The organism is Paenibacillus sp. FW101-FHT12H11 (genome assembly GCF_058790355.1).
The window spans coordinates 40,626-65,112 of record NZ_JBYTCO010000012.1; the positions used below are offsets into that span (position 1 = coordinate 40,626).

21 protein-coding genes and 1 riboswitch are annotated in these 24,487 nt (G+C 49.9%); of the genes, 5 read left to right on the plus strand and 16 right to left on the minus strand.

Features of this window, described 5'->3' with window-relative positions:
• Nucleotides 1-127 precede the first annotated feature (127 nt).
• Both AC3WTJ_RS31785 and ilvA read right to left on the minus strand, forming a co-directional pair.
• Complete coding sequence (locus tag AC3WTJ_RS31785) at nucleotides 128-1,657, minus strand: putative bifunctional diguanylate cyclase/phosphodiesterase (RefSeq protein ID WP_492525095.1); 1,530 nt, start codon at nucleotides 1,655-1,657, stop codon at nucleotides 128-130.
• 86 nt (nucleotides 1,658-1,743) lie between these two features.
• Nucleotides 1,744-1,832, minus strand: a riboswitch (cyclic di-GMP riboswitch).
• 70 nt (nucleotides 1,833-1,902) lie between these two features.
• Nucleotides 1,903-3,159, minus strand: a complete 1,257-nt coding sequence (ilvA, locus tag AC3WTJ_RS31790) for a threonine ammonia-lyase IlvA (protein WP_492525096.1) — start codon at nucleotides 3,157-3,159, stop codon at nucleotides 1,903-1,905.
• Between the two features lie 171 nt (nucleotides 3,160-3,330).
• Between ilvA and AC3WTJ_RS31795 the strand changes: the two genes are divergently transcribed.
• A complete protein-coding gene (locus AC3WTJ_RS31795; RefSeq protein WP_186456555.1) occupies nucleotides 3,331-3,492 on the plus strand; it encodes a hypothetical protein in 162 nt (53 codons plus the stop codon).
• Nucleotides 3,493-3,634: 142 nt separating this feature from the next.
• On the opposite strand, the gene AC3WTJ_RS31800 is transcribed toward AC3WTJ_RS31795, so the two are convergent.
• Both AC3WTJ_RS31800 and rluF read right to left on the minus strand, forming a co-directional pair.
• Nucleotides 3,635-5,992, minus strand: coding sequence for an S-layer homology domain-containing protein (locus AC3WTJ_RS31800; protein ID WP_492525097.1), 2,358 nt, complete (start codon nucleotides 5,990-5,992; stop codon nucleotides 3,635-3,637).
• Between the two features lie 150 nt (nucleotides 5,993-6,142).
• Complete coding sequence (gene rluF, locus AC3WTJ_RS31805) at nucleotides 6,143-6,871, minus strand: 23S rRNA pseudouridine(2604) synthase RluF (protein ID WP_492525098.1); 729 nt, start codon at nucleotides 6,869-6,871, stop codon at nucleotides 6,143-6,145.
• A gap of 163 nt (nucleotides 6,872-7,034) precedes the next feature.
• Between rluF and AC3WTJ_RS31810 the strand changes: the two genes are divergently transcribed.
• Nucleotides 7,035-7,655, plus strand: a complete 621-nt coding sequence (locus AC3WTJ_RS31810; RefSeq protein WP_492525424.1) for an NAD(P)-dependent oxidoreductase — start codon at nucleotides 7,035-7,037, stop codon at nucleotides 7,653-7,655.
• Nucleotides 7,656-7,731: 76 nt separating this feature from the next.
• Here AC3WTJ_RS31810 and AC3WTJ_RS31815 read toward each other — a convergent pair whose 3' ends face one another.
• From AC3WTJ_RS31815 to AC3WTJ_RS31825, 3 genes are all read right to left on the minus strand, one after another.
• Nucleotides 7,732-8,037: a hypothetical protein gene (locus AC3WTJ_RS31815; protein WP_492525099.1), complete on the minus strand. Its 306-nt coding sequence runs from the start codon at nucleotides 8,035-8,037 to the stop codon at nucleotides 7,732-7,734.
• A 122-nt stretch (nucleotides 8,038-8,159) separates the two neighbouring features.
• Complete coding sequence (locus tag AC3WTJ_RS31820; protein ID WP_492525100.1) at nucleotides 8,160-10,214, minus strand: ABC transporter ATP-binding protein; 2,055 nt, start codon at nucleotides 10,212-10,214, stop codon at nucleotides 8,160-8,162.
• 43 nt (nucleotides 10,215-10,257) lie between these two features.
• Nucleotides 10,258-12,003, minus strand: coding sequence for an ABC transporter ATP-binding protein (locus AC3WTJ_RS31825; RefSeq protein WP_492525101.1), 1,746 nt, complete (start codon nucleotides 12,001-12,003; stop codon nucleotides 10,258-10,260).
• Between the two features lie 544 nt (nucleotides 12,004-12,547).
• On the opposite strand from AC3WTJ_RS31825, the gene AC3WTJ_RS31830 reads away from it, so the two are divergent.
• The gene (locus tag AC3WTJ_RS31830; protein ID WP_181646511.1) at nucleotides 12,548-12,724 is read left to right on the plus strand and encodes a hypothetical protein; all 177 of its coding nucleotides are present in this window, start codon (nucleotides 12,548-12,550) and stop codon (nucleotides 12,722-12,724) included.
• 254 nt (nucleotides 12,725-12,978) lie between these two features.
• Here AC3WTJ_RS31830 and AC3WTJ_RS31835 read toward each other — a convergent pair whose 3' ends face one another.
• The 3 genes from AC3WTJ_RS31835 to AC3WTJ_RS31845 all read right to left on the minus strand — a co-directional run bounded on the left by AC3WTJ_RS31835 (nucleotide 12,979) and on the right by AC3WTJ_RS31845 (nucleotide 14,882).
• Nucleotides 12,979-13,530, minus strand: coding sequence for a DUF2231 domain-containing protein (locus AC3WTJ_RS31835; protein ID WP_492525102.1), 552 nt, complete (start codon nucleotides 13,528-13,530; stop codon nucleotides 12,979-12,981).
• An 87-nt stretch (nucleotides 13,531-13,617) separates the two neighbouring features.
• Nucleotides 13,618-14,460, minus strand: a complete 843-nt coding sequence (locus tag AC3WTJ_RS31840; RefSeq protein ID WP_492525103.1) for a M56 family metallopeptidase — start codon at nucleotides 14,458-14,460, stop codon at nucleotides 13,618-13,620.
• A 2-nt stretch (nucleotides 14,461-14,462) separates the two neighbouring features.
• Complete coding sequence (locus AC3WTJ_RS31845; protein WP_157318316.1) at nucleotides 14,463-14,882, minus strand: BlaI/MecI/CopY family transcriptional regulator; 420 nt, start codon at nucleotides 14,880-14,882, stop codon at nucleotides 14,463-14,465.
• A 163-nt stretch (nucleotides 14,883-15,045) separates the two neighbouring features.
• Between AC3WTJ_RS31845 and AC3WTJ_RS31850 the strand changes: the two genes are divergently transcribed.
• Nucleotides 15,046-15,825 (plus strand): pirin family protein, encoded by a 780-nt coding sequence (locus AC3WTJ_RS31850; RefSeq protein WP_492525104.1) that lies wholly within the window; start codon nucleotides 15,046-15,048, stop codon nucleotides 15,823-15,825.
• A 463-nt stretch (nucleotides 15,826-16,288) separates the two neighbouring features.
• Here the strand turns inward: AC3WTJ_RS31850 and AC3WTJ_RS31855 are convergent, their stop codons facing one another.
• From AC3WTJ_RS31855 to AC3WTJ_RS31880, 6 genes are all read right to left on the minus strand, one after another.
• Nucleotides 16,289-16,543 (minus strand): hypothetical protein, encoded by a 255-nt coding sequence (locus AC3WTJ_RS31855; protein WP_157318318.1) that lies wholly within the window; start codon nucleotides 16,541-16,543, stop codon nucleotides 16,289-16,291.
• 66 nt (nucleotides 16,544-16,609) lie between these two features.
• Nucleotides 16,610-16,771 carry a VanZ family protein gene (locus AC3WTJ_RS31860; RefSeq protein ID WP_492525105.1) on the minus strand — a complete coding sequence of 54 codons (162 nt, stop codon included), beginning with the start codon at nucleotides 16,769-16,771 and terminating at the stop codon, nucleotides 16,610-16,612.
• Nucleotides 16,772-16,898: 127 nt separating this feature from the next.
• Nucleotides 16,899-19,409, minus strand: a complete 2,511-nt coding sequence (locus AC3WTJ_RS31865; protein WP_492525106.1) for a S1C family serine protease — start codon at nucleotides 19,407-19,409, stop codon at nucleotides 16,899-16,901.
• Between the two features lie 95 nt (nucleotides 19,410-19,504).
• Nucleotides 19,505-20,326, minus strand: a complete 822-nt coding sequence (gene fdhD / locus AC3WTJ_RS31870) for a formate dehydrogenase accessory sulfurtransferase FdhD (RefSeq protein WP_492525107.1) — start codon at nucleotides 20,324-20,326, stop codon at nucleotides 19,505-19,507.
• A gap of 5 nt (nucleotides 20,327-20,331) precedes the next feature.
• The gene (locus tag AC3WTJ_RS31875; protein ID WP_492525108.1) at nucleotides 20,332-22,689 is read right to left on the minus strand and encodes an FdhF/YdeP family oxidoreductase; all 2,358 of its coding nucleotides are present in this window, start codon (nucleotides 22,687-22,689) and stop codon (nucleotides 20,332-20,334) included.
• A 615-nt stretch (nucleotides 22,690-23,304) separates the two neighbouring features.
• Complete coding sequence (locus tag AC3WTJ_RS31880) at nucleotides 23,305-23,667, minus strand: Na-translocating system protein MpsC family protein (protein WP_492525109.1); 363 nt, start codon at nucleotides 23,665-23,667, stop codon at nucleotides 23,305-23,307.
• A gap of 367 nt (nucleotides 23,668-24,034) precedes the next feature.
• Here AC3WTJ_RS31880 and AC3WTJ_RS31885 point away from each other — a divergent pair, with 367 nt between their 5' ends.
• Nucleotides 24,035-24,481, plus strand: coding sequence for a MarR family winged helix-turn-helix transcriptional regulator (locus AC3WTJ_RS31885; RefSeq protein WP_492525110.1), 447 nt, complete (start codon nucleotides 24,035-24,037; stop codon nucleotides 24,479-24,481).
• Nucleotides 24,482-24,487: the final 6 nt, after the last annotated feature.

A 24,487-nucleotide genomic window follows, 5' to 3' on the forward strand; every position in this document is an offset into this window, starting at 1 on the left:
GCAAATGATCATAATTCGTGATGTTAACCAAGTTGACATGGTCTTTTTGTGTAGCCCCACAATATAGGTTTTAAGCCCCAATTATTTATTATACTACCGCCGGTCAATAAAATCTAGATGACCAATTTTAATTTTTTTTGGTCATCAATGTGAGGAATTGTCCCGAGGATAGCGGACTGCTGAACAGTTTTCCTTGCACCTCCGTACATTGCAGAAATTTCAAGTATTCGAATTGCTCTTCCGTTTCGACACCTTTCGCGATTAACTTCAATCCTAATCGGTGGGCCATCCGAACGATAGCAGCTGCAAGCAGTTGATTTTCGTCATCATCCACAAGGTCTCTGATCAGCGTGCTGTCCAGTTTCACACTATCCAGCGGCATACCCTCCAGCCCGCTTCGTGTAAAAAGCCCCGTACACAAGTCATCCATAGCAATGCGTACGCCAAGCTTTTTCAGCATCGTCAGCTTCTTGCTAGCTTCCTGCACGTTGGAAGACGTGATACTTTCCGTGAGGTCCAGCTCAACCAACCTGGGATCGATACCTGTTTCTTGCAGCACATCAGCTATATGTGCAATAAAATGATCATCTTTGAACTGTGAAGATTTAATGGTGAACGTCATTCTGAGCGGTTCTTGGCCAGCTTTCTGCCAATCCCTCATCTGCCTGCATGCAGCCTGAAACGCCCACTTGCCAATAGGGACCATGAATCCCAGTTCATCGGCTGCCTTCCGCCAATCCATGAGCTTGCTCAGCTGCTTAGACCCCTTCTCCCAGTGGAGGCTGACCTCCGTACCGATGAGCTTACGGCCTGCGATTTCATATTGCGGCTGATACCGTAATTCGAACTGTTCCTGCTCCAGAGCCAAGCGCAACTCATTCTCCATGTGAGCTTTGCTCTTCACCATCGTATCAATATCTGAGGCATAAAATTGGAAGCGGTTGTTCTCATGGTTTTTGGCCTCGTACATCGCTTCATCCGCACGCTGAAGAAGCTGTTCGGGCTTAGTCCCATCGAGCGGATATAACGCAATCCCCATACTAGCGGTGATCGTAACGGTTTTTCCATCCAGGATAAAAGGTTCATCCAGCACATTTTGAATGCGTATAGCCACTGCTCTGACGTCTTCCGGCTTAGAAAAAGATTCAAGCAAAATAATAAACTCGTCGCCGCCCTGCCGATACACCGTATCCGAACCACGCAGACAGCCTAACAATCTCTCCGCAGCCAAACGAATGAGCTGATCGCCAGAGGCATGGCCGTAAGAATCATTAATCTCTTTGAATCTGTCCATGTCGAGAAATACAACCGCCGCAAGCTGGTCATAACGCTGAGCATGAAGAAGCACACGCTTTAAGCGGTCCTCGAACAGCCGTCGATTTGGCAAGCCCGTTAATGTATCATGGTAGGCCAAGTAAGCCAGCTGCTTACTCTTTTCCTCCTGTTCGATGCTGTTAAGCCGCAAGTGACGGATGCGAATGGCAAAAAAGAAGCAAATGAGTGCTTGAATGAGGACGAACAAGATCATCTTCGGGGTAAATGTAAAAGAAGCAGCAGCAAGTAGATTAGCCGTCAGCAGAAAGAAACCAAGGATGCCCGCATAGCGCAGCTCCTGATCTTTCATCTGTTGAATCCACTTTATAAAAAGGCTTCTCATTCGGGGGGAACCTCCATTCCGGTCATCAAAAAAGGCTATTCCATTTGGAATAGCCGTAGGCGTACCTGTATCGGTAAACTGCTCCTCTCGGCAGCCCAGCCGTCATCGTTGCGGCGGCAACCTAAGACCCGGAGCTTTGCGTCCTTACCTTTCGGCAAGTTTGCCTTTTACAATATTCAGGTAAACAAAGAAAAAGCAGGACTATTTAACTATATCATAATTTTTTCTACTCTGCCTATTTTTAGTTAAATTAGCAAATTGAAAAGTTTAGGATCTTTATTGATCTCGATGTAATCATAGTCCTTGCGGGACAAACGCTCAATAAGGCCCTCATAATCATCTTTATTTTTCAACTCGATGCCGACTAGGGCTGGAGCATCATCCCGATTATTCTTTTTCGTATACTCAAATCGGGTAATATCGTCGGTCGGCCCCAAAACTTCCTCCAGGAATTCGCGCAAAGCGCCTGCACGCTGAGGGAAATTGAGAATGAAATAGTGTTTCAAACCCTCGTACACTAGCGATCTTTCTTTGATTTGCTGCATCCGGTCTATGTCATTATTACCACCGCTGATGATGCAAACTACGTTTTTGCCGCGAATTTGATCTCGGTAAGCATCCAGCGCCGCAACAGGCAGAGCCCCTGCAGGCTCGATCACGATGGCGTTGTTGTTGTAGAGCTCCAGGATCGTCGTGCATTCCTTGCCTGAAGGAATAACAACGATATCGTCCAGCTTTTCTTTGCAAATATCAAAGGTAAGCTCGCCTACCTGCTTCACAGCTGCACCGTCTACAAATTTCTCAATCGTAGACAAGGTCACGACTTTGCCTTGCTTGAGCGCCTCCTGCATACTTGCAGCGCCCTCTGGCTCAACGCCAATAATCTTGGTACGCGGAGAAACGCTGTCCACATAAGTCGCCACACCGGCTACAAGACCGCCGCCGCCGATGGTTGCAAAGATAAAGTCCGGCATATCGGACATCTGATTCATGATTTCCAGACCGACAGTCCCTTGTCCCGCGATCGTGCGAATATCATCGAAGGGGTGAATAAACACCTTGTTCTCTTTGGCGCAGTAGGCCTTGGCGTGATTGGAGGAATCATCGAAAGAATCCCCTGTCAGAATGACTTCTACAAAAGAGCCGCCAAATAATTTCACCTGCGAAATTTTTTGCCTTGGCGTCGTCGTTGGCATGAAGATTTTCCCTTCAATCCCTAACTGCTTACAGGAGTAAGCAACGCCTTGCGCGTGATTGCCGGCGCTTGCGCACACGACTCCCGCTTCGCGTTCTTCCGGCGTCAAGCTTTGGATCACATTGTACGCTCCGCGAATTTTAAAAGAACGAACGACCTGCATATCTTCACGTTTCAAATAAACGTTACATTCATACAAGTTAGAGAGCAGCTCATTGCGTTGCAGAGGCGATGGTTCGATCACCTTGCTGAGCACATGATTGGCCCTAATAATTTCTTCCAAACCTACTTTTCCGGAAACAACCATTTTCTCTTACTTCCTTTCTCTCCAATATGCGTAATAAATTTTAAAGATTATTGTAGCATACTGAGGAGCGCCTGTAAGAAAATATTATTGGAACATTTTATGAATGCTGATGTTTCACTCCAAAATATGGCGGGTATTAACTAGCAAGATACTTATAAGGGAGTGATTGCTATGTCGACACAGCCACGTAATATTGACATTGAAGAACGCCATGTGGAGAAAAAATCGGATTCCAGCTTAGTAGCCTCCACCTTCATCAAGTATGCTGCTTACATTATTATCATCTTCGGAGTTCTATATTTCTTAGTTCATTATGTATTTCCAATGTTTTAGAACATGAATAAGCGCGTGAAGAAATGGCTATCTTGCGGGTCTATGACCTGTAAGATAGCCTTTTTTCAGTGTACCCGGGAATGATTGCGCTAATCTCGCACCATTGGGGACGCGCTGCTCACACCGACTTCTTGCCCGCTTCCTAGTAGTAATAACGTGGCTGGTCTTGCAGTTCCGCCCGTTTCTGCAAGAAGCGGTAAAACGCGCTTGCTGCTTGAGCCTTTGACACTTCTTGTTGCGGCGCAAATTTGCCGTCGTTGAGGGACATAATGTTAAGCCCCACCACAATCGCAGCTGTACCTACTTGCTTAACTTCAGCGGCATCCGCGAATTGGCTGTTGAACACGCCGTCGAATTTCGCCAAGTTTTTGTATCCAAGTGCCTTAACGATCAATTGTGCCATCTCTTCGCGACTTAGCGTAGCCTCCGGGTTGAAATCAGCGCCAACATCCAGCAAACCGCGGTCAACCGCATTTTCGACATAGGCAAAATAAGGGGAAGCGTTGCTCACATCCGCAAAGGAAGCTTTGCGTTCCGCTCCGTAATAGATGCCGCCGTTCCCGCCATTCATCGCGATAACCAGCATTTTAACCAACTCGCCACGCTTAATCAATTGATCAGGGTTGACCTTGCCATCCTGCACATCAAGCGCTTGATAGTCCAGCATCAGTTGAAGCTCGTTCTTAGCCCAGTGATTGTCGATGTCACTGACAGTCACTTTATCCAGGGACATAACCTCACCTGTTTGGCTATTTCTCCATTTTCCAGTTTGCGCATCAAGCAGGAAGGATTCCCGGTTGAATTTTGGAATAAGCGTGTAAACAAGCTTGGCTTCTAATTTCTCATTTGCGTTGGTGACTGCTGCAGTTGGAGGAATTTCTCCCGCAGCGATCATCAGGTTGTATTTCTCAATTGGCATTACGCCATTGGATCCGCCATATTCGAGCACATAGTTCAGTTTAATATCGAACTGGGAAAGCCACAGCTCCTTAGCCTTGTCGAGCGCTAGAATCTCCGGTTTTTGCTTCGGATAAGGCATGTCGCTGAGTCCGAATTGATAGTTCATGATTTTACCCGTCACACGATCGATGCTGACTGTTACACCCTCGCCACCTGCACTGACACCATCAATGACGCGATTAAAGCGAATATCCCAATTCCGCATATGCTTCAGCTGCTCTTCCGAGTAATCCTTGGCGGACGGCTGGCTCAGCACCAACTGGTCCGTGTAGGAAGGAATCTGCGTTTTCACGAAATCTACGCTTTTGGCAACAGCATCCTCTAAGGAAACCTTACCTTCAATGTCCTTATTGTTATCAGGGCTGTACGGCACATAACTGTTAAAATTGGTGATTTCTCCGGTTTTGCTGTTTACATTGGCCCAGACTCCGCTTCCGGCTATCTTGCCAGTCGGGTCCTTCTCAGAAACGGTGTTCCAGCTTAAGTTCCAATTCGAGTTGGTTTCCCCGGTTTCAGGGTTCGTCCCTTCATTGTAGGTAGCCTCCTGAAGCTTGTAGTCTGAGGAAAGGTTGAACACCGTAATGACTTTCTTCACGGCTTCCTCCTTCGTCAGGTTCAAAGCAGCCGTCGGACGTTCAGCCAGCGGTTTGTCCGTTAAAGGCTTGGAATCTTCCGCATGCGGAACCGGATTCCATACTTCTCCGGTTAGCGCATTCAGCGAAAACGCTCCCATCATGTAAGAAATAATCGGTAGTTTTTTGCCTTTAGTACCATATGGAATCTGATAGAGAAGCGAGAGATCCGCTTTGTCATGGAATAATTGCGCAGCTTTTTCTTTCGTAATAGGTCCGGTATTCGCTTGGAAAGTGACGTCATCAGACCAATTGTAATTATAATTCGTTACCTGGCCATCGCCATTCACACCGACCGAAATACCATTCGCAGAAAAAGGAACGCCGTCAACCGAACGATCGAAGCGGATGTTGTACTGATAATTCCCGTTCAACGGTGTGCGGAACGCTTTCTCTTCCGAATCGTCGTAAAGCAGCTCTTTCTGCTTGTCTGGATTCACTTTGGCGATAAACGCGGAAGCGACATCTTTGGCTGCAGCGAAGTCAACCTTCGGCGGATACGCCGGTTTATGATCCGGATCACTGTCATTCATTGAATAAGCCGTCAGCGTTCCATCCAGGCCATTAATCGATACGTTCAAATAACCGTAGGTCTGATCTTTTACCTTTTTCGCATAATTAATGTTCCATGTCGGGATATTTCTGCCATTTGAACCATAGTAAGCATTTAAGCTAATCGATTGGAATGTGAAGCCCTCAGGTAGCGTGATATAAGCTTTGGCCCGCTCTATCGCTTGTTCTTTCGTAATTTTGGCATCTAACATCTTGCTGTCGACGACGCCAGGATAGGCAGGCACTGCAATCGCTTTACTGTCTACACTTACTTCACTGGCCCAAACGGCTGGAGCAGCCGTTAGCAGCAAACTTGAAGCTAGTACTAACGTTCCTGCTTGTTTGACTAATTTCAAAGTCCTCTTCCTCCTTTGGGAAATAAAAATTGCCATAATAACCCTTGACGCTGAAGAGAAGGAAAAAGTTGCTTTAAACATACAAAAAATTTAAAAATAAAAACACATGTTCACCCCCCCTTCAAAGAGGCATGAACATGTGCTGCTGTTTTAATTGCCGTTAGGCATCTTGCTCGTTTTGGCGTTTTCCTGGCTAAGGGTGTGCATGAGATCTTTCATTTCACCTTGCGTCAAATCGCGCCATTTGCCAACCTTTAAGCTCCCCAGATGAATATGCATAATCCGAACGCGCTGCAGGCGCACCACCCGATACCCGAACGCTTCGCACATACGGCGAATTTGCCGATTAAGTCCCTGAGTCAGGATGATGCGAAAAACGCGATCGCCCACTGGATAAATATCGCATGGCTTCGTTACCGTGCCCAGAATGCGCACTCCACTAGCCATCCCCTTAAGAAACATCGGCGTAATGGACTTGTTCACCGTCACAATGTACTCTTTGTCATGATTATTTTCTGCGCGCAAAATCTGATTCACAATGTCTCCGTTATTCGTTAAAAGAATGAGACCTTCCGAATCCTTATCCAGTCTGCCGATCGGGAAAATACGTTCCGAATGCCCCACAAAGTCAACAATGTTGCCTCTGATATGTGCTTCCGTCGTACTGGTGATCCCTACTGGTTTATTGAGCGCGATATAGACATGTTCCTTCTTCTCGCCAATCGGTTTGCCATCGATGCGGACTTCATCGCCAGGACCTACAACGCTTCCAAGCCCGGCAACCTCGCCGTTGATCGTGACACGTTTCGCTTCTACCCACTTGTCCGCTTCCCGCCTGGAGCAAACCCCTGTCTCGCTAATAAATTTATTGATTCTCATGCTTGGGAAATCCCTTCTATGCCGTAATCCTATTTTTCTGATATCCCCTATTATGATGGATTCCCTAAGTTCGTTCAAGTCAGTCCTGTACAAGGAGCATTTCTCTAACCAAAGCAAGAAGCGTATAATAGAATTCACAACGTTTGAAACATGGGGGCTTGTTATGCATTTTCTACTATTAGGCGCTACAGGAAGGGTCGGAACTCGCGTTTTAGAGCGAGCTTTGGCAGATAATCATAAAGTAACGGCACTGGTACGCAATCCGCAAAAGGTCAACCAGCGCTCTGAACAGCTTACCTTGCTGCAAGGTGACGCCTGCCGTCCCGAAGACATTCGCCGCTCCTTGGAGAGCGTAGACGTCGTCATCAGCTGCCTCAATACCGATGGCGGTACGGTGCTGACGGAGTCCACACCTCTTCTCATCGAGGCTATGAGGGCACAAGGCGTAAGCCGGATCGTCACCATTGGCACAGCCGGCATCCTGCAAAGCCAAGAGCACCCCGGCCTGCTGCGCTACGAAACGCCGGACACAAGGCGTTCCTCTACGCGAGCCGCCGAGGAGCATCGCAAGGCCTGGGAGCTGCTGCAGGCCTCCGGACTCTCTTGGACGGTCGTCTGCCCAACCTACCTGCCAGACGGCGAGGCGCTCGGCACCTACCGTGTCGCGCCCGATTTCCTGCCGGAGGATGGCAAGTCGATCTCCGTGGGCGATACGGCGGCTTTCACCTACAGCATTGCGTGTTCGCAAGAGTATGTTGGTTGCCGCGTAGGACTGGCCTACTAACGGAAAAGAGGCACTCCCAAAGTCATCCAATGACCAGGGGAGAGCCTCTTTTACCTTTTAATACCTTTTAATAGCGTTATCTTCTTTCTTTGGCCAATGCAGCAATGTTCAGCCATGAGATTACGATACCGACAATGCGGAACACGTACCCCGCAACCGGGATAAAGCTTAAAAACGCCATAATGATGTTAATGACTGTCTTTGTCGTCGTTCCATTATGGGTGAGGATCGCAAAGACCAAATTCACAAACACGAGCGGAATTACCCAAGTGTACGACCACAGGTAAACGAATGGGATCAAGCCTAGCAAATATCCGGCAGCGATCGCAATTTCCGACAGCAGCTGAAGCAAATTCAGTAATCGAAGTGTATCTGGACGCATACAACCCCTCCATTTTAGTAGGGAAATGATTTATTGCTGTTATTGTAGCATAGGCGGCACAAAAAAACCGCCCAGGCAGCATGGCCTGACGGTTTTTTCTCGTTTGCGCCTGAAAAAGCCGCCTACAAGCCGCTCCGCACCCGGTCCTCGTCGGCTGCTGCCGTCTCGGGATGTCCCTGCTGCAGCTGGTACATCTGATAGTACCGCCCGAGGTGCGCCATCAGCTCCTCGTGGTTGCCGCGCTCGACGATTTCGCCATGGTCGAGCACCAGAATTTGGTCGGCGTTTTTGATCGTCGACAGTCTGTGGGCAATGATGAAGGTGGTCCGCCCCTTCGACAGCACCTCGAGCGCCGCCTGGATGACGGCCTCGGTCTCCGTGTCGATGGAGGCCGTCGCCTCATCGAGGATCAGGATCGCCGGGTCGAACGCCAGCGCCCGAGCGAAAGAGATCAGCTGCCGCTGCCCGGCCGACAGCGTGCTGCCCTTCTCGATCACGGGCTCGTCGATGCCGTGCGGCAGGCTTTGAAACATAGCCGCTGCGCCAACCTCACGCAGCGCCGCCTCGACCCGTTCCCGGGTGATGGACGGATCATCCAACGATACGTTGGATGCGATCGTCCCTGTGAACAGGAACGGATCTTGGAGGACGATGCCCATATGCTGCCTAAGCAGCTGTTTGGGCATCTCGCGCACATCGCGGCCGTCGACCGTGATGCGGCCCTTGTTCACATCGTAGAAGCGGAACAGCAAATTCAAGATGGAACTCTTGCCTGATCCGGTGTGCCCGACAAGCGCAACGGTTTGCCCTTGTTTGGCCTCGAACGTGATGTCCTTCAACACATCTTCGCCTTCTTTATAAGCAAAACGAACATGCTCGAACTTCACGTTGCCCAGGTAACGCTCCGATTTCTCAGTCGCCACAGGAATGCCCTGCTCATCCAGCAGTTCAAGTACACGATCGGCCGATACAATGGCTCGTTCCAGGTTCGGCAGCTGATTCACAATCCCCACCATGGGGTGGAACATCCGGTTCAAGTAATCAACGAATGCGTATAGCACACCAACCGTAATTAACGAATGTAAGGAGCTTCCCCCGACGTACCAGATGAGACCGAAAAAGAACAAATTCCGCACAACGTTCATCAGGTTATGGGAGGTCAGCGAGTTCAGGCTGAGCAATTTATTTTGATAATGCGTATATTCCTCGTTCAATTGCTCGAATTCTTCCGTCGTTTCCTTTTGTCTGCGGAAAGCTTGAATGATCGTCATGCCTTGAATCGCCTCATTGATCATGCCGTTAATAGAACCGATCCGTTCACGAATCTCATGATTATAGTGCGAGGCATACTTACGGTAAACGATAATCCACACATAAAGCAGAGGAAGAACCGGCAGCGTGAATAAAGCCAAACGATAGTCTAGTATGAACAAAGCTACAATAATACCAACGATATAAATAGCCCCTGTAAAAAAGTTCGCCAACACCTGAACGTACAGATCTTTGACAGACTCCGTGTCGTTGGTGATCCGTGAAACAATTTTACCTGCAGGCTGATTGTCAAAATAATTGATCGGCAGCCGCTGAATTTGCGCAAACACATCGCTCCGCATGCGTTGAATGATCCGATTCGCCGCGGACTGCAGCAGATACCGCTGACCATAGGTAAAACCGGCGCCAATGAGAATTAACACGAAGTAGACACCAGCCAGCTTCATCAAACTGAAAAATTCAGGCTCATAAAACGTGTAAAGTTCCTGAATACTGAGCTTTTTAGCCGGATACTCCGCTTGGTCTGCTCCCTGTGTAACCGTCAGTTTCCCATCTTCCGTCAACTTACGGACGCCGTCAAAAACGAGCGGTTGATCCACCCACACAAACTGGGTGCCTACCTGGAGAATCCGAATTTCATGCCCTTTCGGCTCCCCTACCGCAAAATGATCGCTCCGTTTATAAAAACCTCCGTTCATCGGAACTGCATTCTCGGTTTTCGTTGCCGACGTAGTCTCGAACCACGGCTTCTCAATACCGAGAATGTGCGTGTCGATCATCTTCTTGGCGATGAACGGACCTGCCAGCTCCGTCGCAACGGCGACAGATAAGCATAACAGCGCAATCAGCAGAGGTTTTTTAAACAATGCTGCATATTGAAATAATCGCTTGCTTGTTTGTTTCATTATGGTTTTCACCTTCTTTTCATGAGATCATGGATTTGTCCGTTCAGCCAACCTGCTGCTCCTCTAGCTGCTGACGGTCGTACTGCTCTTTGTACCACCCGCCGAGCGCGAGAAGTTCCTCATGCGTACCTTCTTCCACGATGTACCCTTCATCGAGCACCAGAATCCGATCGGCATGTTGAACCGCAGACAGGCGGTGCGTTGTGATGAGTGTCGTTTTGCCGGCACGTTCGGAGCGAATCCCGCGGATGATTTCAGCTTCTGTCTTGGCATCCACGGCAGAAAGCGCATCATCCAGCATGAGAATTTCCGGATCTACATAAAGCGCCCGCGCGATGGATACGCGCTGCTTCTGACCACCGGATAAAGCCACACCTCGCTCGCCAACCAAGGTTTCCAAGCCTTCCGGCAGGAACTCCACGTCTTTGCGGAAGGCAGCCAGTTCAAGCGCTTGAATAAGCTGCTCCTCCGTGCCTTGGCTAGCGCCGAACTTGATGTTTTCCTTCACCGTTTTGGAGAAAAGAATCGGTTCCTGCGGCACATATCCGATCCATCCGTGTACGGTGTCGATCGTCAATTGGTCTATCGGCGTATCGGAAATGGCGATCGTGCCTTTGCCAGGCGGATATTCGCGCAGCAGTTGTTTCAGCAGCGTCGTTTTGCCGCTTCCGGTCCGCCCTACAATGCCTAACGTCTGTCCACGCTTGAGCTCAAAAGAGATATTAACGAGATTGTCTATAGAAGATGACGGATAGCGGAAGGTGACGGCTTGGAAGCTAATCGAATTGGGCAGCAGCATGGTTGTTGCGTTCGGTTCGTCTGTGACATCCGGTTTGTAGCCCAGGGTCTCATTCACCCGATCCAGCGAGGCATTGCCGCGCTGCATGATGTTCATGAGTTCCCCGATTGCGAACATCGGCCAAATCAACATGCCTAGGAACGTATTGAAGGAAACGAGTTCCCCAAGTGTCAATTCACTATGAAACACCATGTATCCGCCGTAACATAATCCAATTAAATACGAGATGCCGACCAGGATTTTGACCGTTGGTTCGAATAGCGCATCAATAAGTGCAACCGCAATATTTTTACGGAAAACATCGTCTGTCATCGTTTTAAAACTTTGTTCACTAGCCTTTTCCTGTACAAAAGCGCGTATGACACGCACGCCGGCAATCGTCTCAAGCACCCGGTCATTCATTTGACCGAAAGCATCTTGAGCGAGAATGAATCTCTCGTGAATTCGACCGCCGTAAATGGTGATCGCGGCAGCCATGAAAGGCAGCGGAAGGATGGAAGCAAGCGTCAGCTTCCAGCTAATGAAAAAGCCCATCATGCTCAGAATAGTCAGCATAAACAACGTGGAGTCTACGAAGGTTAAAATCCCGAAGCCCGCTGTCGTCGATACCGCTTGAAGGTCGTTCGTAGCTCTAGCCATGAGATCGCCCGTGCGGTTGCGTTCATAGAACGTTGGCGTCATGCGCAGCAGCTGCCTCATCAAGCGGGAGCGGAGCACGCGCTCTAGGACAAAGGCGCCTCCGAACAGCTGATACAGCCAAACATACGACAAGCCATAGCCGGCCACAATCAGCGTCCCCCAGAAGGCGAGCAGCTGGAACAGCTTGCTGCCTGTTAAAGTCCCCATGTGTATACCATCAATCGCATAGCCGATCAGCTTCGGAGGTATCACATCAATAATGCCGACGATAATGAGCAGCCCGATCGCCAGCGTATATCGCTTCCAATTCATGCGGAAGAACCAACCTAATTTTTTTAATACGATAAACATTGCTTTCATCACTCCTTTGCTTTACTTATCCACGCAAAAAGGCACACCGCACGCAGCGATATGCCTTTTCTTTTCAAAAATCAGAAAAGCGCTCGTTACGAACTTCTTCGTAACCCGCGCTTCTCTTCATTAGCGTATATGAAGGGGTTGCAGCAGCCGAACAAACACCATCAAGGCGTATCGGTATCGGCTAACAGGCGGGTTACTCCGTATGAAATTGTATGGTCGTTATCTTCGTGCTCAAAATGCGCGTTTGGATCCAGAACCAACTTAATCATCTTGAAACCCTCCTTCTCTACCGCAAACCAACTTGCGTCCTTAATCATTTTCCAAAAGTTGTATAACTCCGCTTACAGAGGTGATCTTAACACCCTTTTCAAGCCCCTGTCAATCGGAGAAAAAGACTATAAAAGAACTATCTTACCCTTCCATTTTCAGATCAGAATACTTGCTTTTTCCCCTTGTGCGATTGTCACACATGTTTCAAATTCTCGCGGCATATTCATTACATATGAGTTCATATCGCGCAGGGGAGTGGATGGGCATGGTCGATCAAGTGTTTGCCTTATTAGGATGGATTGCCGCATTCGGAGTCGTAATTGGAGGCGTTGTTGCACTCATTGCCAGGTTCGTTTCGCGCGATTCGACGAAGTACGATATGATTTTTCTGTGGGATAATCGGTATACGCTGGAAGAGTTAGAGCTGGACGAGCCGGTATGAGGATTAGGCAAAAACAGGGCTATCTCAACGGGTCTGAATGACCTGATGGATAGCCCTGTGTTTATGGAGTGGGAACTGTGATCCGCTATTTCGGCAAATGTAGTCCTTTGGTAGATGAAAGGGAACTAGGGTACTCTATTTGACCGATTCTTGTGGAGAATCAACCAATTTCGGATAAATTAGGCCCTGTAGTTCCTCTCACCCTCAAAATGTAGCCGTTTTGGCTTAAATAGCGGACCTCTGTTCCCTTTCATTTACTTATTTGAAGGTACTGACGACGATGCCGCGGGTGACGCCACAGGTCCCTTAGCTCCTTGACCTCCAGGCCCTTGTCCATTTGTCTCGCCTTGCCCGCCAGGGGCTTGTCCACCCGGCGCTCCGCCTCCTGGCGCCATGGCCGGGGCATTCATCGGTCTATGTACCATTTGACCGCCAAGATGGCCTGTATAGCTGACGAGGATCACAGCTGCGAGCGAGCCGATCAAATACATCGGATGCCGGCCGGCATCTTTCTTTTTCCAAATGAGCAAACCGACACGAACTAACGCAAGAACAATCGCTGCAAGCATAGTTAATTTCGCATAGAATTCATGAGGGACAACCAGGGGATTACGCCAAGGAGACGGGCCTGTCATGACAGCCGCAACCGCGCCAAGCGCACCTACCACAAGACAAAGCATGCCGGCAGAGTGCCACTCCCGTTTTTTCATAATCATTGCAATGATATCAAAAACAAAACTGAAAATAAGAAGTGCGATAGGGACATGCGTCACTATGAAGTGCAGATTGTTCAAGATATAATCCATTAATCTCTCTCCTCACTCATCTATTTTGTTTACACTACAAAGTGTAGTGTTAAATAAATGGAAAGTCAAGCCATGCCAATCAGGGCTCTAAATGAGCCCCATCAGCAGGATAACGATCAACAGGGATACCGCTATTCGAAGCCGTGGCCAAGGTAGTAACAAGGTCATTTGCGGGTCAAGAATATGTTTGATGCGAACATTCATGGATGTTTCAGCGAAAGAGGCGTGAGATAAGGATAGATTCGGTGCCGGTGATTGTAGTTTGAGTAGTTTGAGGAGAGCGCTGCCCAAATCGGCAGGTTGATTCATTTGACCAATGGCATACTTATCTGCCCTTAGTTCAATCATAATGGGGTATTTCTTGGCAAGCCATGCAAAGATCGGGATATACCACAGCGCTTTAGACATGATGGAAAGCAGGAAAATAGCGAGCGGATCGCGATGCTTCATATGGCATTTCTCATGGTCGATAACGGCATGAAGCTCTGTAGGGTCCAGCATGTCGAGCAACCCCGTCGATAGGATGATTTGCGGCTTCCGAAAGCCTATCGTCATGGCAGTTGGCGCTTTGGAAGAAATAATGCGCAGTTGATGCTCAGTAAGCTGGTACATGCCGCGGTATTGCAAGGTAAGCGCAGCATCCTGGTGTTTGGCAACCAGCTTCTTGGCTTTCATCGCTTGAAAGGCTTGCCGTGTGGTTAGCAAAAGGACCGCGCTAAGGGTATAAAGGATCACAACATTCACCAAATTAAGCGCAATGGGTGCTGGGATATGAAGATTTTTGAATAAGATGACGCACAAATCAAAGATGTTATAGCGTGCATGCCATTTGAAGAGATGCTGTCCCACAAAAAGCAGCATTTGTCCCAAGACAAGCCCCGACAAGGCTAAAGAAGCAGCGTACAGCCATTTCAATCGCTTTTCCATCATCGTTATCGATCCTTTTTCATTTCTTTGATTTTTTGCTCCAATTGGTCGAGCAGACCGGGATCTACTTTATCCAGCGCATCCACCATATGCGTCACCGCCAAGGAGCCGAACTCTTCAATCAAATCAAGCGTGAGCTCTTTGGACTGAGCTTCCATGAAGGCTTCTCTTGTAACAACCGGTTTGTATTGGTACGAGCGGGCAAGCGCCTTTTTCTGCAAAATACCTTTGTCCACCAAGCGGTTCATCACTGTCATGACGGTGTTGAAATTATTTGCTTTGCTGTCGTTGTCGAGCTTCTGTTGAACATCTTTAATCGTCATTTCCTCGACGCTATTCCAAAGAATTTCCATGATCTTGGCCTCTAAAGGACCGAAAAAACGGTTAAGCCCGCTTCCTTCGTATTTAAAATTTTGCATTTTCATGAGAGACACACTCCTTACACTACAAATTGTAGTAGGAGTCGTGCAACGAAGTCAAGATATGCGGTTAAAAGAGTGGGATTTCACTTTACATTTTGTTAAAAGAGATCTATAATACTTACATATAGTAAGTAATTAATTATTTTAAAGCAAAGGAGAGATTCTTATGCATATACAAATATTTTCGGCTGATCAACAAGGTGTTGGGGCGTTTGATGGCGGCAATTTTATCGAGCAGCGTGCCATTAGCTTTCCGCGTGAGAAAACGGCTGTAGATCGTGTAGGACCTTTATTTTATTGGGCTTGGGGCCATGCAACCGATGTTGCTGAGATTGGCATGCATCCGCATAAAGCGTTCGAAATCGTCACTTATGTGATTGAAGGTCTCGTGGAGCACCGCGATTCTCTTGGTTCTTTAGAGACTGTTTCTGACGGCGGCGCTCAAGTCATTCAAGCCGGATCCGGCGTCTCACATGCGGAAGCCTTCCGCGCCGCTGGCACCGAAGGCATGCAAATCTGGTTCGAGCCTCACCTCAGTCAATCGGTGAAAAAGCCCGCCACCTACAATCAATACGGACATGAGCAATTCCCGGTCGTTCAACAAGATGGCGTGACGGTGAAAAACGTCATTGGCGGAGAGGCTCCGATTCAGCTGGATACAGACGCCAACATGTTTGATTGGAACCTTGAGCCGGGTGCAGCGTTCACGTACTCCCTCCATCCGAAGCGGCAGCTTGCTCTCCTCGCTATTCGAGGACAAGGCAGCAGTGAAGCCGCCGCGGATGGCAACGGTCCTCAGGCCGTCTCCCATAAGGATTTCGTCGTTGTCCAAAATGACAAACAAGCGGATGAAATCCTGCTGTTGAAGGCGGATGACGAGCAGGGTCTGCGCATCATTGCGATTGAAGTTCCGGTAGACCCGGGCTATGCGTTGTACCATAAATAATACGATGAGATGCCGTCATCGCGGGGCTATCTGAGCAGTTCCGGAAGGATCCGGCGGATGGCCTTTTTGGCTTAGCTAGTGCGGTGTGGGAGTAGCTTGTGTAGATGGAGTAGCTAAAATGCGGAGTGTGACTAGTGTGCGGCGGGTGCAGTTGGGTGAAAAATCGGCCGAATGGGAACTACGATCCCTTATTCTTCGAATAACCTTCCCTTCGGCTAGTCCAAGGGAACTACGATCCTCTATTTCGCCGCTCACCGCCAAATGTGAGCTTTTCAAGTCAAATAAAGCCCTGTAGTTCCGTCTAACCCATGTAAACGACCCATTTTGCCAAAATAGCGCCCTGTAGTTCCCCCACGCAACCAGCTTAGCGTAAAACCAAGCCCCCACAGACAAACTATCGCAGAAAAATCAAAAGAGCTACCCACAAGTAGTTGAACTACTTACAGGATAGCTCTCTTTGATGCTATTCCAACGATTGAAGCCTAGCTTCGTCCTCGCTGAGCGATTCAGCAGCTTGCTGCACGGCCGGCGCGTCAGATTGATCGGTTGCCTGATCCAGCGCGTTCTCGGCTTTACCGATAGCGTTCCGGGCCTCTTGCAACGTCTGCGGTGTTGGATGGGACATCGCATGATTCACCGCTTGATGGACATTATCGGCTGAATTTTGCGCGGAAGAAATCGGATTCTGTGACTGTAGACTTGAATCGGTCTTGGTCATCGTTTCAATGAGCCTCCTCAAATTAAAAATCATTACATGGGCTATATTGAGACAATTGGTCACATTTTATACCCTGTATTTCATTTCAACCTGATCTGAAGCGTTCCATCGGAGGAAAGCCGCAAACATCCAATAGGCCAAACTCCCCCCGAATAGGTTCAAAATCAAATCATCCACATCCAAACTCCCCACTCTGAGCAGCATTTGCATCACTTCCAAGCCTATCAACGGGCAACCTCATGATGATCGCCCTCTCCTGCTCTCTTTGCGCTCCCCGCTCTGCTCTGCCAAGAAAGAACCCTCCCTTCAGTCACGACTGAGGAGAGGGTCATTAACTCCCTGCTGTTTCCGCAGGCTATTTGTTCACGGCATCCAAAAATTTGAGAGAGTCAAAAGCTTTTTTCAAACGTGCTTCATTAGCCTCTGTTCGAACCGCTTCGTCCATGCGCAGCGTAACGGTATAAGTCATTTGATTTTGGCTGAAAATGTACGTCGTTTCTTTGTAAGGCACTTTGGCGCTCACATAATTAACTTCGTATTTCTTGGCTTTCACGCCGCCAAGCACTGTCGTTTCCTCATCGGTATAGGCATATTCGCTATCGCTATCGTGACTCTTCTTCTGCGCTGCGTCCTCTTCTTTTACCGCATCCTCATAAGGTGTGATGGTATCTGCGTTGATCGTCAAGTAACCTCCGGTGAAAAGAAAGGACTTGCTCACTTGGTCTTTGTTGTCGTAGGACTTGCTGCTTGTCCACATTTCAGGAATTTGCAGCGTGTATTTATATTTCTCATTCTTGTAGGTAATGGTACGATTCGGATCGATCAGTTCGTCGAGATCTTGAATGAAACCAAGCTCTTGGTCCATGTGGTCTTTATCCACTTCAATCGTGGTGGTTAAGGTGTGCAAGAGATCATTGATCTCAGCCCCCTCCTCCTCCTGCGGATAGCTGACTTCAACCTCATACTTATATTTATCCTTAATGAAAAAGAGGGAGTACCCCGCGGTCCATTTGTTGCCCAGTGTTTCGGCATGAGCTGTCTTTACAGCTGGAACGCCGGCCAAAGTAAGCTCCTCAGGGGCGCTGATCTTACGATATTTCTGCACATACTGCGCTTCAAGCTGCTTGCGCTCACGATCCGCCCACGCGGCTAACGTGTCGCCGGATGAAGCCGACGTCACCTCAACCTGCAGCGATTGCGAATAATCAGAATTAAAGAAGGAGGAGTTTCCGGTATAACTGCTTTTCTGCCAGCTAGACGGCAGGGCAAATGATAATCCATACTCATTCGTGTAAGTCGTATTGCCATTAGAATAGACCGAAATATCTTTGAGCGATTCATCTTGCGCATTAAAGGAAAGCTTAAATGAATCAAGTAAATCATTATAGCTATTTTGTTTAAAATCGTTATTATAGTGATCTTTCATTACAAATAGTTGCACTTTATACAGGCGCCCTTGGTGAAGATAACCACGCGTTTGAATGTAGCCGTCATCTCCGGAGCGGCCAACAATTTTGGCAAACGGACCACCTTCGCGCTTGACATACTGGCGCTCCAGAATCGTGGATGCCGCCATATCACTGTAGTCATCCTCTTCGTTACCGGTCAATTTGTTCAAAAGCGCCGACGGAGACAGCTCATCGCTCTCGTTATCAACCTGGATGGACAAGGAGAACTCCCCTTTGGCATCCGCGAAGCTAACCGAGTCCCCCTCCTCGGATTGGTGCCCTTTCACCAAACCTGCCGGGTATTTCATCGACCAGCCGAAATGGCTGTCGCCAATTTTGGTTTTACCGCGGTCCGCGTCCAAATCAGACCCCTCCGCGTCTTCCTTCCACTTCGTTTCGGGATGCAGCACTTCGCCGAGCGTAACAGACTTCGTCACGGACGCACCCTCTGACTGAATGGTGATATCCACTTTGTCATCCGGCAAATACTTCTTAATCGCCTCATTGTAGTCGACCAGCGTCTTCACCTTGTTCGCCCCGATGGAAACGACCAGATCGTCCTGCTCAATTCCAGCTGCCGCAGCCGGTGAGTCAGGGTCGACGTAAGCAACACGAAGTCCTGTTGAGCTAGGTAAACCAACGACAGCCTCCCAGCTTTCTTCGAGCTCCAGCCCCAAATAAGGGCGTTTCACTTTCCCATACAATTGAAAATGCTTCAACACATACTTGACCGTGTCCACCGGAATGGCAAAGCCGAGATTTTCAACCCCGAAATCGGCATATTTCATTGTATTAATACCGATAACTTCACCGTTCATGTTAATCAGCGCACCCCCGCTGTTGCCAGGATTGATCGCCGCATCCGTTTGGATGAGCTGATATTGCGAGCTAACCGAGCGGTCCAGTCCGCTGACAATCCCTACGGTAACGGAATTTCGCAAAGCAAAAGAAATCGGCGTTCCTATTGCCGCGACGGTTTCCCCCACTTTAATGTCCGAGGAAGAAGCGAAAGTCGCGGGCGTTAAGCCGGTGGCGTCGATTTTGACCAAGGCCAAGTCGCTCTCCTCATCGATATTCGTGGCATGCCCGTTATAAGTAGTGCCGTCTGATGTAACAACAACGATATTTTTCATATCTTTGACTACATGTGCATTCGTCACGATGACGCCATTGGACTCGACGATCACACCTGTGCCGTGCGCAAGATTAAAACGATTTTTCTCTAGCGTTTTATCTGAATCGTAGGATGGCTTGCCGATAATCGCAACAACCGACGGTGAGGCTTTTTCAATCACTTTAGGAACCTCGGCATTTATTTCGGCTGCATAAGAAGGTGACGGCCCCTGCAGGGAAACAAGCAAGAAGGCGGCCAGTAACGCTGTTGCCCCTTTTTTAGCAACGGTATTCCAATTCCCCATGACGGTCTTCCTCTCTTAACAAAATATGACAGTGACTAGAATCTAGCATATTTGTGATAGAGAGACAATACAAATTTTCCCACATAAAAAGGGGTTTATCGACATTCCGTTATACGCTGCGGGTGGGTGTAGACCGTTAATTGGTCCCTACGGATGAAGCCGACGACCGTAATCCCTAGGTCCTGCGCCAATCTAAGTGCCAAGTCCGTTGGGGCAGATTTCGACAGCAAAATACCGACTCCGATTTTGGCAACCTTAAGCACCACCTCGGAAGAGACCCTCCCGCTGAAGGCAATCACTTTATCCCGAACGGATATTCGCTGCCTCAGGACATGGCCGTATATTTTATCCAAAGCATTATGCCGTCCGATATCCGACCTGCTCAAAAGCAGCTCACCTGCCGTGCACAAGGCTGCATTATGCAGTCCCCCCGTAGCCCGAAAATCCGCCGACTGCTCCTGCATGAGGCTCATAAGATGAAAACACTGCTGAATCGTAATCTGGAGTTTCGTAGCAACGGTTTTGGCCGTGCGAGCGTCGTTGTGAAAATAAAACTGGCGGCTTTTGCCGCAGCAGGAGCCGATGAACCGTTTGGACACCATTTGCTTGCTTAGCTGGTGCAAATGCCGCAACTTCACATATGCGAAGCCGCGCTCCTCCTCCAAGGTGAGGGACTCGATCTGATCGACGAATCGAATCAAGCCCTCAGAAGCAAGAAAGCCGGTAACCAGATCAACCGTATCCGTTGGTGTGTGCACCAGCGTTGCAAATTCCTCGCCATCTACCTTGATCGTCAACGGCGTTTCCGTCGCGATCGTGTCCTCTTGAGGGAGAATCTCCGTGCCATTGTAGCGGTAAATGTTCCATGTTGTCGTCGAAGAAAGTCCTGGCCCAACCTGATCTTGTTCGTTTTCCATCGTCCTCACCCCGCCTCGATCTCCAGCTCTTCAATCCGCTTCTCGACGTATCGCGTGTCTTTGTGGGCATGGTACGTTTCTGCCTTCTCCACAATAACCGCTGTATTATATTCCGGGATGCCGGCATGCGGCTCGTAAACGCCCTTCGGGATCAAGCTGTTCCCTTCCGGCCAGTGGACTTCTATATTACCGGTTTTGATCTCGGCAAACTTCACCCTGCCGTGCATGCTGCCGAACCGGTTGTAGACCACAATCGCCTCCCCTTCGCTTAGAGCAAGAGGCGCCGCGTCCCCGGGATGGATCAGCACATCGTAACGATCCGCTTCGTTGAACGGATCGATGTCGCTGTAGATCATCGAGTTGAACTGTTTGCCTCGCCGCGTCGTCACGGCAAAGTGCCCCTCCGGCTTCCGCAGCTGCGGAAGCTCAATCGGCAGCAGCGCGCCGCGGCCATCCGGCGTCGGACAGACGCCGTCCTCGCACAGCCAAGCGCCGCCGTATTGAAACACATCACCGCGCTCACGCAGGTGCTGAATGCCGTTGTAGCTTGGCGCAGCCAACGCAATCTCCTCGCGAATGGCCGCGGCGCTGCCGCAGCCGAGATGCCGGGCGGCGGCTTCGGGCTTCACGCGGCGGGCCAGATCGGCGTAGATCGCCCACTCCGCGCGGGCTTCGCCGATTCGCGGGCCGGCGATCTCGGGCGAGAAGTACACCATCCGCTCCGTCGAGGTGGACGTGCCTCCCCCGGGCTGCTCGTAGCGCGTCATCGCCGGCAGCACCACCACGGCCTCCCGCGCATCCAGCAGCGTGGAGGTGTTCAGGATGATGTCCTGGTGAACACGGACATCGACTGCGGTTAGCGCTTCACGGACGAATGCCGGGTCAGGCATCGTCTCCAGGAAGTTGCCTCCGGATGTGTAAAACAGCCGGAGCTTCCGCTCCTGCTCCTCAGGCAGGAGCGCGTTCTCCAGGGTGACACCAACGATGTCACCCTGCCAATTCGGCAGCGCAAAGCCCCAGAGCTGCTCGATGCGGCTGCGGTCGGCGGCATGGCTGATGTCGCCGCCGGGCAAAGAGAAGGGATCCGCGCCCATTTCGCCGGAGCCCTGCACACCGCTGTGGCCGCGGATGGGCATCAGCCCGCAGTGTTCGCGGCCAAGAAAACCGCGCAGGAGGGCGAGATTCGCCACCTGCGAGATGTTGTCCGTGCCGAAGCGGTGCTGTGTGAGCCCCATGCTCCACACGAAAACCGCGGACGCGGCACGCGCCAGCAGCTGAGCGAACTCGCGCATGCGTTCGCGGGAGAGCCCGGACGACTGCTCAAGCGTCGTCCAGTCCTGCTGCGCCACATGGGCGCGCAGCTGCTCGTAGCCGTTCGTGTGCGCCTGCACGAACGCATGGTCAATGGCGGAGCCGGGCGCAGCCTCCTCCATCTCGAACCATACCTTCATGACGCCGTTCATGAAGGCAATGTCTCCGCCGATGTTCACTTGGTACACATCGTCGGCAAGCTTGGTCCCGAATAAAGCCGATTCGGGAATGGAAGGGATCCAGTACTGCTCCATAGAGGGCTCATAGTACGGGTTAATGACAATGATCTTCGTCCCTTTGCGCTTGGCTGCATACATATACTTCGTCGAGACCGGCTGATTGTTCGCGGCCACACTGCCCCAGAACACAAGGACGTCCGTTCCGATCCAGTCCTTGTAATTACATGTCGAAGCGCCGACACCGACGGAGCGCTTCAAGGCCGTTTTCGACGGCGAGTGACAAATACGCGAGGCGTTATCGATATTGTTCGTGCCTAGCAGCCTCGCCACCTTGGCCGCCGCATAATACGACTCGTTCGTGATCCCTCTGGCCGTCAGATAAAAAGCCATCCCCTTCGGGTCAATCGCCCGCGCTTTAGCCGCGATCGTGTCCATCGCCTCATCCCATGTGGCGCGGCGGAATTTCCGCTCCCCATGCCGCCGTATGAGCGGATAGGGAATACGCCCGAGCTGCCTTAGCTCCGTGCTGCTCATGCGGCTCAGCTCGTCGATGTCCGCATGGAGCAGCTCCTCGCGGATCGCCGGCATCGTATTCAGCCGGAGCACGTTCAGCCGTGTCGTGCAGAGATGCGGCCCTGCCAGCGTCTGGTCGTACAGCCCCGAAACGCCTAAAGCACAGCCGTCGCATACGCCTTGCGTCAATATCCGATAGGCATACGGAAGATTATCCCGATTCTGCCAAGCAATTTTGGCTGTTTCCCGAATATGCTGCGGCTTTACTTTGCCTAACCCGAACGGCACTTTGCTGACCCACAGCTTCGGATCGGGTTTGGATGGCAGCTTGATTGGTCCTGTATGCTTTGTTTTTCCCATTATAAGCAGCTCCTTTATTGCGATATTGGTTTGGTATGATGCAAAAAACCACCGCAAAACACGCCCTGCAAACTTCCTTTTTCGAAAGTTACAAGCGATGTTCTACAGTGGTTAGTCTCCGGCAGGTTCGCTACCAAGTGCCAAGCACTTTTAATATGTATATGCCGCACTCGTGTAATCTAGCTGGCATTCTTTTCTTTAGGCGGTCTTCTGGATCAGAACCCTTAGTGGGGACTGATGATGATCGTGTTACTGAACGTGTTGAATGCTGTCGACGCTGATGTCGAGGCTCGTGCTGATACTGCTACAGTTGATGCCCGTTGTCGATATTCGTGTTGATACTGCTGATACTGCTGAGTCCAACGGATTGAGATGCCTCTATTCGCGCCATTTAAGGTGAAAATAAAATCTAACGGACACCAGCGACGCTATTTACCATGAAATGACCTAAATCAGCCATTATTGAAGTAAATAACGGCTCCTCAGTCCGATAGCCCCTTCTATTTCGTCGAAAAGTCGAAAATAAGGTGTCCGTACGTCCGTTACATTCTGCGAGATCAGCCTCAACGGTTCACCGTCAGTCGCGGTCGTTAGATGGTTGGGTGTTTCGGCAGCCTACTTCCCGCCAAATTTCTTCTCCAAATCCTGATCAAAAACGAATACGGACATCCCCAAGTCCTGCTCAATGTCGATGTCAACGAACAGTTGGACGAATTTCGCGCCAAGCAGTTCTTCCATCTCCACAGGGGGGTGATCGCGATACGTCTCTTTGACCATTTCCGTGCGAGCCGTGCGGAGCATTTGTCTGCCATCGCCCGTCTTCGCCATAAACTTCTCCACCGGGGATAGGTTTCCAGCCATTTCGCAGATCGCCCAGCACTTGCAAAAAGTCGTCGTGACGCGCTCCGGCCCTTTGCCCATATGCCTTTTGCGATAAGCTTTGACCAGGTTACTGAATTCGGCCTCCATTCGGTTCATCGGCCAGCCACCTTTATGTTTGCTCCTTCAATCATAGCAAGAAAGCGCATACCTGACTAGGGGGAGGTTACGCCTGCGAGCTGCTCTCCTCAATCGCGCTCTTCTTCATCCCATCTGCGGGAGTACGCCTTCCGAGTTACCCAGAACGTCGCTCCAAGTATGATAGCAAGGGCAATTACGCCCAAAATAATAGCGCCGGTCATTTCTTTCCACTCTCCTTTTATGCCTTATCTATACAATACCTGAAAAGCGTGGAACCGTGCAAAGCGCATTTTACCAGGAACGATAAAGTGAAATCGTGTATTGACAGGATCGAGATACGTATCTAAGATATTAATTAGTCACCTAACAAAAAGGAGGGTATCCGTTGTCGCGTCACCATAATCCTGAATCTCTTACACATATGATGTCTCATTTGTTGAAAATGCACCGCCGTACGATCGATCAAATCATTCATCCTTATGACGTTTATCCTGGACAACCGCCGCTGCTCCTTGCCTTGTCCGCCGAAGACGGACTCAGTCAGCGCGAGCTAGCTGCGCGCATACACAATAAGCCGGCAACACTGACGGTTATGGTTGACCGCATGGAGAAAACAGGCCTTGTTGAACGCCGGCCAGATCCAACGGATCAGAGGGTTACCCGCGTTTATTTAACCGATAAAGGCAAGGAAGTCAGTATCCATGTCAAGGAAGCTATTAAGGCGACGGATGAGTTGACCTTTTCGCATTTTCTGCCTGAGGAAATCCTGTTATTTCGCCGCCTCTTGCTTCAAATGCAGGCGAATCTGCGTCCTAAAGAGGAAGAAAATTAGTTAGCC

Excerpts from the sequence above, each read along its gene's own strand:
- AC3WTJ_RS31820 (WP_492525100.1), bottom strand. The coding sequence starts at position 10,214 with ATGAAACAAACAAGCAAGCGATTATTTCAATATGCAGCATTGTTTAAA.
- AC3WTJ_RS31795 (WP_186456555.1), top strand. The coding sequence starts at position 3,331 with ATGTCGACACAGCCACGTAATATTGACATTGAAGAACGCCATGTGGAG.
- AC3WTJ_RS31840 (WP_492525103.1), bottom strand. The coding sequence starts at position 14,460 with ATGATGGAAAAGCGATTGAAATGGCTGTACGCTGCTTCTTTAGCCTTG.
- ilvA (WP_492525096.1), bottom strand. The coding sequence starts at position 3,159 with ATGGTTGTTTCCGGAAAAGTAGGTTTGGAAGAAATTATTAGGGCCAAT.
- AC3WTJ_RS31880 (WP_492525109.1), bottom strand. The coding sequence starts at position 23,667 with ATGAACCGAATGGAGGCCGAATTCAGTAACCTGGTCAAAGCTTATCGC.
- AC3WTJ_RS31875 (WP_492525108.1), bottom strand. The coding sequence starts at position 22,689 with ATGGGAAAAACAAAGCATACAGGACCAATCAAGCTGCCATCCAAACCC.
- AC3WTJ_RS31810 (WP_492525424.1), top strand. The coding sequence starts at position 7,035 with ATGCATTTTCTACTATTAGGCGCTACAGGAAGGGTCGGAACTCGCGTT.
- AC3WTJ_RS31845 (WP_157318316.1), bottom strand. The coding sequence starts at position 14,882 with ATGAAAATGCAAAATTTTAAATACGAAGGAAGCGGGCTTAACCGTTTT.
- AC3WTJ_RS31825 (WP_492525101.1), bottom strand. The coding sequence starts at position 12,003 with ATGTTTATCGTATTAAAAAAATTAGGTTGGTTCTTCCGCATGAATTGG.
- AC3WTJ_RS31815 (WP_492525099.1), bottom strand. The coding sequence starts at position 8,037 with ATGCGTCCAGATACACTTCGATTACTGAATTTGCTTCAGCTGCTGTCG.
- AC3WTJ_RS31835 (WP_492525102.1), bottom strand. The coding sequence starts at position 13,530 with ATGGATTATATCTTGAACAATCTGCACTTCATAGTGACGCATGTCCCT.
- rluF (WP_492525098.1), bottom strand. The coding sequence starts at position 6,871 with ATGAGAATCAATAAATTTATTAGCGAGACAGGGGTTTGCTCCAGGCGG.
- AC3WTJ_RS31785 (WP_492525095.1), bottom strand. The coding sequence starts at position 1,657 with ATGAGAAGCCTTTTTATAAAGTGGATTCAACAGATGAAAGATCAGGAG.
- AC3WTJ_RS31850 (WP_492525104.1), top strand. The coding sequence starts at position 15,046 with ATGCATATACAAATATTTTCGGCTGATCAACAAGGTGTTGGGGCGTTT.
- AC3WTJ_RS31865 (WP_492525106.1), bottom strand. The coding sequence starts at position 19,409 with ATGGGGAATTGGAATACCGTTGCTAAAAAAGGGGCAACAGCGTTACTG.
- fdhD (WP_492525107.1), bottom strand. The coding sequence starts at position 20,326 with ATGGAAAACGAACAAGATCAGGTTGGGCCAGGACTTTCTTCGACGACA.
- AC3WTJ_RS31855 (WP_157318318.1), bottom strand. The coding sequence starts at position 16,543 with ATGACCAAGACCGATTCAAGTCTACAGTCACAGAATCCGATTTCTTCC.
- AC3WTJ_RS31830 (WP_181646511.1), top strand. The coding sequence starts at position 12,548 with ATGGTCGATCAAGTGTTTGCCTTATTAGGATGGATTGCCGCATTCGGA.